Raw genomic sequence first — 13,451 nt, forward strand, 5'->3', positions numbered from 1 at the left:
CCAGTTGCCGTAGTAGTAGTTGCCGTTACCATTGTCGCCGAACAGGGCGTAGGGCACTTTGTTGTCGGTGTAGGTCCTGCTCTGGGTGCCGCTCAACTCTAGCCGCACGCTGCCCACCGTGCCCGGTGAGGTGTTGGCCCGGATGTTGACCTTGCTGCTCGGCAGCGATGCCAGGCTAATCACCGCCCCGTCCTCAATCGTCAGCACGTCCCGCTCGTTGTTGGCGTTCACCAACGTAAAGCTAATCACTTGTTGGCTACCGACTGGCGGTTGATTTATACTCAGATCAAAGATGTCACTTATTTCCCCACCTTTTCCATCTGCCGCAGATACCTTTACTGAATACAATGCTAGGGCACTTACAGGAGGAGTACCACTAAATGTGCGGGTTCCTCTATTGAAGCTCAACCAGGAAGGCAACATGCCTCCATTTGACAGATTTGCTGTATAAGAGAGGGGATCTCCATCCGGATCTGAGAAGGTGTTTAAGGCAATAGTAAAGTTAAATGCTGTTCCAACTATTGCGCTTTGATCAGGTATTGCATTTGCAATCACAGGTGGATTGTTCAATGGTGCAGTAACTGTTACCTGAACTGCGCCTGAAACTGTGCTAGCTCCTTTATCGTCAATTGCTCTAGCAGTCAAAGAGTATGTTCCCACTGATATACCGTTCCAACTAAACTCGTACGGACTGTCCAAGTCTTCTCCCAACTTAACCTCTCCGTTGTAGAACTCTACTTTGGAGACCGTTCCGTCTGTGTCGGAGGCAGAAGCTGTAATGGCGACAGAGGCCGGGGCCACAAATGCTGCTCCCTCTTCTGGAGATGTTATTGCCACCACCGGCAATTGGTTCACCGGATCATTCACTGTAATGTTTATACCTGAGGATACAGCTATGGCACCGGCATTGTCCGTAGCTTTGGCCGTCAGGGTATAGTCTCCCGTCGTCGCACCTCTCCAAACCAAGCTCCAGCCATCGCTGCCATCATTGTCTTCTCCTAGAGAGACTTCACCTTGGTAGAACTCCACTTTCGCTACTGTTCCGTCTGTGTCAGATGCTTCAGCAGTAATGGGAATATCTGATGAGGAGGTGAAGACAGCACCATTTTTTGGAGAAATTATTCCTACTACTGGCACCATGTTAGCAGGCGGATTTACCACAACTGACACAGGAGATGAAATAACAACCGCGCCAGCATTGTCAGTAGCCACGGCAGTGATTTGATAGGTACCAATGGCCACTCCACTCCAAGTAAAGGAATACGGACTAGCCAATGCCTCTCCTAACTTATCCTCACCACTGTAGAATTCTACTTTGGAGATAGTGCCATCAGAATCGGTAGCCGTAGCGGCGATAGCAATTGTAGCCGGAGCCGTATAGGAAGCGTTATTCGCAGGTGCAGTCAGTCTCACCACTGGCAACTGGTTGACGGGTGCGGAAACAGTGATATTAACGGGCTCTGAAGTAGTAACTAAACCTTTATCATCAATTGCTCTAGCTCTGAGTTGGTAAGAATTCTCCGCCACATTTTCCCAGGTAAAGGTATATGGACTAGTCAGTGCTTCTCCAATTTTCGTTTCTCCATTAAGAAACTCCACACGAGCTATTGTACCGTCTGCGTCAGCTGCAGTTGCACTGATTGCAATAGAGGCCGGCGCCGTGAAGGTGGTGTTATCAGCTGGGGAACTTATCGTAACTGTAGGTGCAGTGTTGACCGTCTCAGTCACCGTGATATTTACGGCAGAAGAGGTCACTGCAGCACCTCTATCGTCAGTAACTACGGTGGTTATCTGGTATGACGCTGCAGGCACATTCGTCCAGGTGAACTCATAGGGGCTCGCTGACTTCTCCCCTAATTTAATCTCCCCATTGTAGAACTCTACCTTGGCTACTGTGCCATCGTGGTCTGTAGCCGAAGCAACTATTTTAACTGAGGCGGGTGCAGTGAAGGCCTCTCCCGCTTCAGGACTTGTTATCGATATTATAGGCAGCTGGTTTTCCGGAAGGTTGATTGTCAGTACAAAGACATCACTGACCATACCCCCTCTTCCATCATGCGCCGAGACTTCAAGGTTGATAGAAGCCTGGGTATCACTGAGAGGTGTGCCACTGAAGGTACGCGTAGCTCCGTCAAATGTCAGCCAGGCAGGAAGCGGTTCCCCTCCTGACAGACCAGCTGTATAAGTTAATGGGTCGCCATCCGGGTCTGAGAATACATCTGATCCAAACGTAAAGCTGAATGCAGTACCAACTGCGGCACTTTGGTCTGCTATTGCGTTTGCGACTACAGGCAATTGGTTGGCAGGCTCAGAGACATTTACACTAACTGTTGAGGAAATTGCTGAAGCGCCAGAATTATCAGTGGCTACTGCCTTAAGTTGATACGTTCCAACACCTACATTATTCCATGTGTAGGAATATGGGCTCTCCGTTACCTCACCTAATTTTACTTCGCCATTGTAGAACTCTACTTTAGAGACCGTTCCGTCTGCGTCGGAGGCAGAGGCTGTGATGGTGACAGAGGCCGGGGCCACAAATGCTGCTCCCTCTTCTGGAGATGTTATTGCCACCACCGGCAATTGGTTCACCGGATCATTCACTGTAATGTTTATACCTGAGGATACAGCTATGGCACCGGCATTGTCCGTAGCTTTGGCCGTCAGGGTATAGGCCCCTGCCGTTATCTCATTCCAGGCCAGGCTCCAGCCATCGCTGCCGTCATTGTCTTCTCCTATCTTCGTCTCCCCCTGGAAAATCTCTACTTTGGCTACGTTGCCATCGGAATCAGAGGCAGAGGCTGTGATGATGACAGAGGCAGGCGCCGTGAAGATGGCGTTGTCCTCTGGAGTGGATATGGATACAACTGGCGGTTTGTTACCCAAAGGCGGCACATCATGGAATACCACATCAACCCAATAGTTTGCTGACTGGCTGTTGTTTTCTGTAGGGAACGTCGGCGAGCCTGAGTAAAGGTATAATCCATTAGGGCCATCCTCACCATTTGCCAGAGCAGTGAGAGGACTTCTATTTATGGCCAGATTGAAAAACTGATTTGTGGCGGAATACTTTCCTTCGCTGCTATGGTAAGATATAACGTAGGTAGTACCGGCCGTGACGGACACCGGAGAGGCGAAGGATGCCTCCTGCCAGCCCGAGGCGGTCTCGTTGCTGAACACCACCGAGGCCAGCAAGGAGCCGGTGGCGCTGTAGAGCTGCCCGGTGTGGGTCCCTGTGTTGCCGCCCTGCTTGTAGAAGCGCACGCCCGTCACGAAGCCGTCCACGGAGGCGCGGAACTTCATGCCCATCTGAAGCCCCTGACCATCGTCATATAAATTATTACCTGGAACATCGCTTGTCTGAAACACCGAGCAAGGACATGCTGCTGTAACACGAACATTGACTATTTCGGATATAGCAGTGCCCCCAGCATCGTCTGTAGCTTTGGCCGTCAGGGTATAGGCCCCTGCCGTTACCTCATTCCAGACCAGGCTCCAGCCGTCGCTGCCGTCGGTGTCCTCTCCTAGTTTCGTCTCTCCCTGGAAGAACTCCACCTTTGCTACGCTGCCATCGGAATCAGAGGCAGAGGCTGTGATGATGACAGAGGCAGGCACCGTGAAGGATGCGTTGTCTGTAGGGGAACTGATTGCCACTGTCGGAGCAGTGTTAACAGGCCCGGAGACCGTGATGTTCACGACAGCGGAAGTAGTGGTAGCACCACTGTTATCTATGGCCTTGGCCGTTAAGGTATATGCCCCAGCCAGTACATTCTCCCAACTGTAGCTCCATCCGTTGCTATCATCTGTGTCCTCCCCTAGTTTGGCTGCACCACTGTAGAACTCCACCTTCACAATATTACCGTCCGGATCTGAGGCAACAGCTGTAAGGTTTACTGTAGTTGGTCCTACAAATGTAGCCTCGTCTTCAGGGGATGTAAGGCTGACCCTGGGCGCTTGATTACCCGGAGTCGCTGCTGTGTTGAAGACAGCGTCTACCCAATAATTACTAGCCTGATAGCTGCTAGTTGGAAACGCAGGTACGCTGGTATAGCTATAAACCCCATTGGATCCTACAGCTCCATTTTGTAAAGCAGTAAGAGGGCCATTCACAACAGCTTGGGTAAAGTAATTATCTGTTGCTGAATAATAGCCAGAATTAGTGTGATAAGATATAACGTAGGTAGTACCGGCCGTGACGAACACCGGAGAGGCGAAGGATGCCTCCTGCCAGCCCGAGGCGGTCTCGTTGCTGAACACCACCGAGGCCAGCAAGGAGCCGGTGGCGCTGTAGAGCTGCCCGGTGTGGGTGCCTGTGTTGCCGCCCTGCTTGTAGAAGCGCACTCCCGTCACGAAGCCGTCCACGGAGGCGCGGAACTTCATGCCTAGCTGCAATGCTTGGTTATCGTTTGCTAATGCTCCCGTTGGGGCAGCAGAAGGTTTGAACACTGTGCAGGGGCAAACAGCTTCCACCTTCACAGTTACCGTTCCGGAGACCGTAGTCCCTCCCAGATTATCTGTGGCTTTCGTCGTAATTTCATAATCGCCTGATTCTACATCATTCCAGGCAAAACTCCAGCCATCGCTGCCGTTACTGTCTTCCCCTATTTTGTTTTGTCCCTGAAAGAATTCTACCAGGCTCACCGTTCCATCAGAATCCAAAGCATTGGCTGTGATGGTAATGGAGGCAGGAGCTGTGAAACTGTCTGTAGCTTTCGGTGAGGTGATATTCACTACCGGTGCTTGATTCGGAAGTGCATCAATGTCATAAACAGCAACATAATTGCCTGTTGTGCTTTCAAAGAAAGCGTACTCTATGCCTTTGATAATTTCAACTCTAAATGGCTTGTTTGCTCCATTTACAGTTAAGCTTATCAGACGGCCAGTTGCATCTGTCATTGGTAACATTCCCTGCAAGCTTCTTGCACCACTGGCTACATTCACCGAGAAATTTAGTTCCCCACCATTCCAAGTCATGGAGCTAAAGGAAGACTCGTTGCGACCGTCTAGCCAAGCTAATAACTGCTTGGAAGAAATTACAGGTACGTTCCGCGATTTTGCTGATGCAATGATTGCATCTGACCCGTCTGACCTGCTTGCGTCTGTGTGCATATTTGCGCAGAACACACCGTAATACCCTTCCGAACCTAAAGCCTTGTTCAGCAGCTGGTCCATAGTGAAAGGGAAGCTTTGGTCAGACTCATCCGTCATCTGAGTCGTGAGTTGGTATACATCAATAAGCCCTCCATCCAAATCAGCGAAACGCATTGGTATACCGGAGCCCGTGAACATACCGGGTCTATCCTGCACCCAAGGGCTTGGCCAGTAATAGTAGTTAGCATCCAGTCTTATACCTTTAGGCGCCTCTAATTTAGGCTGCGTGTGCCAGTCACTCCAAGCAATACAATGCGTTCGGTTTGTAGAGGGTGCTGCCACGCTAGGATAGTGTGCTTTGAATTCAGCAAGTTGATTTGCTAAGTCCCGCTCTAAAGAGGTTGGGGTAAAGTTCTCACAATTAGTCGTAAGGTGTAGCGCAATCTCAAACCCCTGTTGCTCAAACGCTCTCGCCTCTGCGTCAGTTAAAGGCGTGTTAGGGTAAATGTAGGATGTGCCACGGATTGCGCGCCAGTCCGCTACAGCCTCCGCACTATTATCAGTACTGAGTTGAAGGTACTGATTGAAACGTGCCTTTGTACCACCGTTACCGTGGTCATCCCCTGTCATGACAACCGCGGCCTTGAGTCCCCTTGGTAAGTACCAAAAGCGAGGTATAGGTTTGCGGGAGTTCAGTGTGATAATATTGGCTAGCAGACGTTGTTGCTCATCAGCCTGCGGAATAGCAACTTTACTCAAGTCAATCCAGTCAGGATAAAACTGGTCGTCGGAACGAATAGGTCCGGCTTGGCCATCTCTCTTTTGACCTGCCCATTCTGGGTTACCCTGCCGCGTATAAATGACTGATTTTGCTAAATCGTATGTAAAGGCAACAGCTGTACCACCCTGGTCACCAACTTTATGCATTGTAACTGCGGGATAAGTTGTCGCTGTGGTAGCGTTAGAATATAAAGTAGCTATTTTAGTGGCCCCGTTTATCTGATACAAATCTGCCGCTCCCTGATACTGTATCGTCTGGTTGACTATACCTTTACCTGGACCGGTGGATGTATGCACCAGTAAGTATTTGTTAGCGAGTGTTCCGCCTGCTGGTTGCAAACCCATCATTGGGGCTAACCTGGCATCAGGTCTGAGTGCTATCAACACCCCGCCTGCACTTGTCCAGTCAATAAGCATAGTTACCTGTGAATCAGAAAGTGGTATGTTGCCTACTATTACTACATCGTAGGTGCTCAACATAGCTGCATTGACAGCAGTTATATCAGCACTACTGAACCCGTTTAGTCCCTCCGCTGTCAATATCTCGGAAGTATAATGGCTAAATTTGTTGGAAGCAGAACTAATTAAAAGTATGGACTCACCGCTGCCGGCAACAGAAGCTAAGGAAGTAGAACTCTCAAGCATTGATAAGTCATTTCCTAAAGCTACGCTAGCTCTTACTGAACCTGGAAAATTTTTTTCTGAAGAAGAATGGGACGCCATTACCGTCCCACTCCCTATTTTATCTGCACTCTTTAGAAAGGCTGATTTAAATAGCTTGATTTCTGAGATTTGCTCCAGAGACGATGCTGAACCAGAGTTGTTATCGTTCAGTTGAGCAGAGGCAACATATATGGAACAGAAAACAATCAGGAGTAATAGGAGATGCTTCTTGAAAGCGGTAGTTGTAAATATCATGTTCATAAGTAGACTGTTTTAATATAGCAAGGCTTCAAAGCAGTTTATGAAACCTAAGGCTGCGTATGAAAAGTTAAATTCAACATAACTATAGACGGGAATTGATTTGCTTGTCCCCATTTAGTTATCTGTGGAAAATTAGAAAATACTATTTATTTGCATTATTGGGATAGCAAACAGATATAATCCTTAATGCTATTCATTTGCAATTTGAAGAGTGGTAGTAAATCAATATAAAATATTTAGATTATATTAATTTATATAACAAAATCAATAAATATCTTTACGGTGAATATTTATTATTAGATAGACACAAATATAAATTGTGTAATTTATATTTTAACTTCTTAGTTAAGGTTTGAAATTAACAGGTGAACGGTGACAATCAGAAGGTAAGCGATAGGTTAGAAATTAGATATACAGTGGTTATCGGTATTTTAATTGTATTGTCTAACTTATTAATTAAATCTCAACATCAATCACCGTAAGAAGAGTGTTTAAAATGTTATGTAATCAATACTTGAGGCTTAAGAAAGGTCTTAGACCTGATTTGGAGAGATTTATGCCGAAATCAACTGTTGATGTCAATTGGATTTGTCATTTTATTTGAATGGCTTTAAAACAACAGAAAATTGAAATAACTCCAGCTTAAACTCTTGATTTGTTTTCTTCTGTGTCATACCGATATGATTGATGCCATGCATGAATCTGGCATCAAGACTTACCCTGTCGGTTAATCTGTAATCCATGCCTACAGCAATTCCAATATTTCTCTCTTCAGTTTCATGAATTATGTTTGTAGAGGTACTTTCATAGCGCTCCTTTGCGTATAAAAGTAAATCAAACTGACCTCCCATACCGACTGAAAGCCTCGGAGTTGCTCTATACTTTATGATTACGGGTAGAGAGAGATAGCCAAGGATGTATGTGAGCCCTTCTCCCTTTGCTTTACCAGTCAGGTGAGTGTATAGATACTCCTGTTGAAGGAAAAACTTTTGATAAACGGGAACTTCTATAAGTAATCCAACCACACCTCCTACGCCTCGTGTTGCATCTACGTGAAGTGTAGGTTTGGGAAAACTCTTATTGAAGTTCATATTGGACACCCCTGCTCCTAGCTTTAAACCAAACCTAACCTTTCGATCTTCCTCCAAATCAGGTGTGGCATCTGAGAGAGAATTAGGTAGCTGGTTTACAAAGGCTTGGTTTTTATTGTCGACTATATCACATCCTTTGAGAACACCTGGAAAACTAACAGAGATAAGTAACAGGGAGGCTATCACATAGTACATGTACCTGAAGTTAGATTGTGATATAGTTACTTTGCAAGCGCGGCAACAAATTATCAGGGCTTATGATACCCAATGCCTGTCTTTTACCTCATCATAAGCATTGCGAATGCCGTCTTTTAATGATATTTTAGCTTTCCAGCCCAGAGACGAGAGCTTGGATACATCCATTAGCTTACGAGGCGTACCATCTGGTTTACTAGGGTCTGTTAATATTTCTCCATCATATCCGACAACTTGCTGCACTAATTTTGCCAATTCCAAAATACTAATGTCTTCGCCAACACCTATGTTGATGACACCTGCTTCATTATAAGTTTTCATCAGGTATAAAAGAGCATCAGCTAAGTCATCGGCATGTAGAAACTCTCGCTTAGGTGTACCGCTTCCCCATATCATCACAGAGCGTTCGCCTCTGATGTTTGCCGTTATAAACTTTCTCATCAATGCAGGCAGCACGTGAGAATTTAGTAAATCATAATTATCATTCGGACCATAGATATTAGTAGGCATAACAGATATGAAATTGCAACCGTACTGTTCCCTATAAAAATCGCAAAGCTTAATACCGGCAATTTTTGCAATAGCATAAGGTTCATTTGTAGGCTCTATACTTCCTGTTAAGAGATATTCCTCTTTCATTGGCTGTGGGCAGTGCTTAGGGTATATACAGGAAGATCCTAGAACCATTAACTTTTTAACATTGTATAGGTAGGAAGCATGAATGACATTGTTTTGAATCATCAGGTTATCATAAATAAACTCAGCCCGGAACGTGCTATTTGCTATTATCCCTCCCACTTTCGCTGCGGCCAAAAAAACATAATCAGGCCTTTCAGACTCAAAGAAATTGTTCACCATCTGCTGGTTTCTCAAATCAAGCTCTTGAGAAGTTTTGAGTACAATATTGTTGTATCCGTCCTGTCGTAACTTTCTTACTATAGCCGAACCAACCATACCTTTATGCCCAGCTACATAGATTTTATCTGCTTTTTCCATTTTTAAACAATTAAATACACTATTGCTTTATCATATATGTAATTAATATTTAACCCATTCTTTAAGAGACAGAAATTCGATATTATGGTTTGATTAATTGGCTAATGACTGACTCATGGCATGCTGCTTAGCATACTTGAAAGCCAAACAAGACTCTTCAAAATTGTGCATTATTTTATCTATGGAAAGGTGCATTTCAGCATAATGTCTTGCATTGCTGGCAAACTCAGATGCGTCTTCAGCTATAGCTCTCTGTATACCTTCATTCAAAGCCTGCTGATTTTCAGCCTCTACCAATACGCCCATATTGTGCCTTTCAATAAGTGTGTGCATACCTGAACCTTTATTAGCTGTTACCACAGCAAGGCCACCTATAGCAAGTACTGTATTTAGCTTGGAAGGCATTACCAGATCACCCGCATTAGCTTTTTGAATAATTAAATGGATATCAGCCATATTTAGAAACTGATTAAGTTTGTCTAAGGGCTGTAAGGGCAAAAAGTCAAGATTTTGTAGGTTCATTTCATCTGCTATATCTTGTAGTCTTTCCTTGTAAGGTCCAGAACCACATATAACAAATTTTAAATCTTTGTTTCCTGCATTTGCCTCAGCAGCATATAAAATTGCTTCTATACCTTGCTTTTCTCCGATAGCACCTGAGTAAAGTATGATTTTATCAGTAGCTTGATAGCCATACAGCTTTTTCAACTGTTCCCTATTTGTTAATGGATAATACTCATTCAAATCCGTCGTATTAAAAAATAGGCATACATCTTTGGCAGCTTTTATTTTGACTTTATTAGCCATACCTTCTCCTACACAGGTGATTGTATCGCACTCATCGAAAATGTATTTTTCCAGTTTAAAAAGCGCCTGGATTACCTTCTCGTATTTTATCATCTTTAAGTCCCTGGCAGCTTCTATTTGCAGGTCATGTACATGACAGATAAGCTTTGCCCCTCTTATTTTCTTGTAGATTATACCAAGCAGACCAAGGCTAACAGAAGGCAAGATTGTAATAACAAAATCAAACCTCTTTTCGGGCAATAGAAGTAACAGCCTAAGAAGTGCTGAAACAAAAAAGGTAAAATCGAGAAGTATTCTGGTGGCACCGGAGGGCTTCTGAGGAATAAACATTGGACACCTGTGAACAGTTATCTTACCACCTGAGGCAAAGCATTCAACCTCCTTTTTGTACCAAAAACTATTCTTACTATAAGGCTCCTGTACTTTCCAGTATGGATAATATGGATACGACGCAAGCACAGTACAGTTATAGCCATTTTGTGCCAGCCACTGAATTTGCTCTCCACTGTATCTTCCTATACCTGTAGGCTCAGGAGAATAATTGTAACCAATCAATAAAATAGATTTTTTCATAAGCTATTCCACAATAATATTATTACGGAATAAAATTAAACCCTATCGTATTAAAGTTTAAATATTTATAAAAAAAGTCATTTATCGTATATGGTTTTCTTTAATGCAGTAGAGATTTAGATTGATTGGCAAATGCCTTACGGAACACTTATTAGGAAATGTTAATGAATCAAGCAGCTATCATAGCAGTATTCAACAAATTCAACTCACTTTAAACTGAAATATTTTACACATTGGGATGCACTAAATCCTTTGCTACTATGTTCCCGCTTTTTTTTAATTCTCTCATCTTGATTTGAATTAAAAATTCATGATAGCTCATATTGATACAGTATATTAAGCCTGGGATACCTTCTATAAATCCAAAGCTTAAAACATAGGCCTGTATAAAGCGCAATATAGGCCAACCTGGAACCCTGCTAAGATAGGACTTTAGAGCGGGGTTACGAACACTAGCATGCCTGGAGAAGATGTTGCCTAAGGGTGGAGGTGAATGAAGGCGCGCAATGGCTTCTTGATTTGAGTAATAGTTGTGCCTTTCAACCCATTGATACCAGCCTTTAGAGAAGCTATAATGCAGATAAGGTTCTTTGATGTATTCTATACGTCCGTCAACTTCTCCTTCTTTTTGCCCGTGACCAAAATCTATAAACCTTGCCTTGTGCCTACGTAATAATCTGAATTGCCATTTTGGGAAATTGTCACAATGCTTAAGCCACCTATTTTCAAGCATCATTTTCCAACAACAGTAAAATCCAGCCACATCAGGGGTAGCGTTTTCTACAGCATTGAGTACAGCTCTTCTAAAGCCTTCTGTCACGACCTCATCAGCATCTAAAAACAATACCCACTCATAGCGAAGGTCTAAACAATCTAAGGCATAATTCCTTTGCTTCCCAAAGCTATCAAAAGTATGAAAGCTGGTATTCGCACCAAATTCTTGCGCTATTTCTAACGTTCTATCAGTACTTCCTGAATCCAGCACGTGCACGTCATCGCACCAGGTCAAGGAAGATAGGCATTGAGGTAAATCGAGCTCCTCGTTCTTTGTAAGAACAACTATTGAAATCATATTTATTAAATTATGTCCCAATTACTATGCTTTCTAACCTACCCTCTAGGACTCTTTCTTTGATAGTTGTGCATGGATGCCCGCCACATACCATCCAAGGAGGCATGTTTTTGGTAACTACAGAGCGAGCTGCTACAACGCACCCTTCACCAATAGTAATACCAGGATGAATAAATGCTTCTGCTGCTATCCAAGCATGATTTCCTACATGAATTGGCATTGTAATTAGAGGGAAACCTGCTTTTGTATAGTCATGGGTACCGGTAACCAGATGTGCGCCTTGTGAGATAACAGCCCGACGCCCTATAGTAATTTTGCCCATAGAATAGAGATTAGCCCCACTCCCGATACCGCACTCATCCGCAAGTTCAAGATTCCAGGGTGCCCAGATTTTGACTCTGGGATATACATGCACACCACTTCCTACTTTAGCACCAAACAGTCGTAACAGGAAAGCTCTCCACGCGTGAAAGGGTTTGGGAGAGAACTTAAAGAAGAGTATCACAACTATACTCCATAATACTCTTACGAACCTATTTTTTAAAGAAAACGAAGCGCCTGTCAAAGTATCCTGATTATGCATGAGCTACTAGTCAAAAAATAAATCGATAACATTACGCCTTAATAGCTGATTATCTCACAGCACACAAGAGCTTTATAGCTGCGGGTTCTACTGCAAAATGTTCTTCATAAGCCCTCCTAGCCCTTAAGCCAACTTCTGCTTTTTCAGAAAATGAAAGAGAGTCCCACTTTTCCAGAATTTGCTGTGTCTGTGCCATTGTGTCCTCAGCCACCATACCCCCGCCAGAAGCCTTTATCTCACGCCAGATATTCACTTGGTTAGAAATCAACACTGGTTTACTACAAGCAAGTGCTTCTACTATTGCAATCCCAAAATTTTCCTGGTGACTAGGCAGTACAAATGCTTCGCAGCCATAGAATGCACCCCATTTTGCATCTCCGGTTAACATACCCGGAAAAAAAACTGACTGCCGTAGCTTCGGAGACTGAGAAACCATTCTTTGAATGTGCTGACCATATGGTGTTTCCAAGCCCGGACCTGCAATAACCAGCTTCGGGAAGCATGAATTATCGAGGCAATCGCCGGAACTTTCTCCATCGTGACTTTCCACCTGCATCAGACTAGATCGAGCTTCCAGCACACGTTCATAAGCCCTAAGCAGCATATCCACTCCCTTTTTCTCATGTATCCGGCTTAGGAAGAGGATATATGTATTACCGACCACCTGAGGACACTTTTGGTGAAAAGCACCATACATCTTATGGTTGAACTCAGGCGGCTCTGCAATACCAAATCCAATACATGATTCTTGTTGGGGCTTGTATGGGCGAAAAGGTTTACGGGCTAGCAGTAGTTCGGCCTCACAGGTAAATAGGGCCCCATTAGCTTCATTTATGATTCTGCGTTCAATTAACTTCCAATAGAACCAATTCCGAATTGCTTTTAATTTTCTTTCTTTCGCTAATTGAAAGTAAGGGTCCAACATGCCATGAGGCATAACAAATACTTTAGGCAATTCACATGGAAATCCTTCGGCCTTATGACGTCTCTTCAACATCTCCACAGCCTTCTTAACCGCATATCCATGATAAAGCCACAAGCCATGCACAATAACTGAATCAAAACGAGTTAGGTTGTTTAAAAGCCATGGTAATAATTTAGCACTGTAGCACCAGGGACTCTTACCAGGCCCGAGTGCTTGAATTTTGAAACCATCGCTTTTTAAAAAAAAATCTTGCGGCTTGTCCAAGCATACTACTTCATTATATACTCCATGTTTTTGTAGCTCAGGTATATAATTCCTTACACCCTGACAGGGACCACCCTGAACTGGATTCATACTTGCTATTACGTGGAGTATTTTCATGCGCAGTTAATGACAAGAACGTTCGAAGCGTTAAGA

8 protein-coding genes are annotated in these 13,451 nt (G+C 44.2%); 1 reads left to right on the forward strand and 7 read right to left on the reverse strand.

Translation table 11 applies throughout. From position 1 onward, the window contains the following. On the reverse strand, window positions 1-6,015 hold a 6,015-nt coding region (locus tag L1278_RS18405; RefSeq protein ID WP_253406493.1), incomplete at its 3' end, for an Ig-like domain-containing protein. A 445-nt stretch (window positions 6,016-6,460) separates the two neighbouring features. Between L1278_RS18405 and L1278_RS18410 the strand changes: the two genes are divergently transcribed. Continuing rightward, on the forward strand, window positions 6,461-6,706 hold the full coding sequence (locus L1278_RS18410) for a hypothetical protein (protein ID WP_253406494.1): 246 nt from the start codon (window positions 6,461-6,463) through the stop codon (window positions 6,704-6,706). A 682-nt stretch (window positions 6,707-7,388) separates the two neighbouring features. Here the strand turns inward: L1278_RS18410 and L1278_RS18415 are convergent. From L1278_RS18415 to L1278_RS18440, 6 genes are all read right to left on the reverse strand, one after another. Then, a complete protein-coding gene (locus L1278_RS18415) occupies window positions 7,389-8,078 on the reverse strand; it encodes a porin family protein (RefSeq protein ID WP_253406495.1) in 690 nt (229 codons plus the stop codon). 60 nt (window positions 8,079-8,138) lie between these two features. Next, window positions 8,139-9,074, reverse strand: a complete 936-nt coding sequence (locus L1278_RS18420) for a GDP-L-fucose synthase (RefSeq protein ID WP_253406496.1) — start codon at window positions 9,072-9,074, stop codon at window positions 8,139-8,141. A gap of 93 nt (window positions 9,075-9,167) precedes the next feature. After that, window positions 9,168-10,454: a WcaI family glycosyltransferase gene (locus L1278_RS18425; protein WP_253406497.1), complete on the reverse strand. Its 1,287-nt coding sequence runs from the start codon at window positions 10,452-10,454 to the stop codon at window positions 9,168-9,170. A 226-nt stretch (window positions 10,455-10,680) separates the two neighbouring features. Further along, window positions 10,681-11,526: a glycosyltransferase family 2 protein gene (locus L1278_RS18430; RefSeq protein WP_253406498.1), complete on the reverse strand. Its 846-nt coding sequence runs from the start codon at window positions 11,524-11,526 to the stop codon at window positions 10,681-10,683. 10 nt (window positions 11,527-11,536) lie between these two features. Next, window positions 11,537-12,109 (reverse strand): WcaF family extracellular polysaccharide biosynthesis acetyltransferase, encoded by a 573-nt coding sequence (locus L1278_RS18435; protein WP_253406499.1) that lies wholly within the window; start codon window positions 12,107-12,109, stop codon window positions 11,537-11,539. 49 nt (window positions 12,110-12,158) lie between these two features. Continuing rightward, a complete protein-coding gene (locus L1278_RS18440; protein ID WP_253406500.1) occupies window positions 12,159-13,415 on the reverse strand; it encodes a glycosyltransferase in 1,257 nt (418 codons plus the stop codon). Window positions 13,416-13,451 lie beyond the last annotated feature (36 nt).

Source organism: Pontibacter sp. HSC-36F09, from assembly GCF_024171605.1.
Taxonomy (GTDB): domain Bacteria; phylum Bacteroidota; class Bacteroidia; order Cytophagales; family Hymenobacteraceae; genus Pontibacter.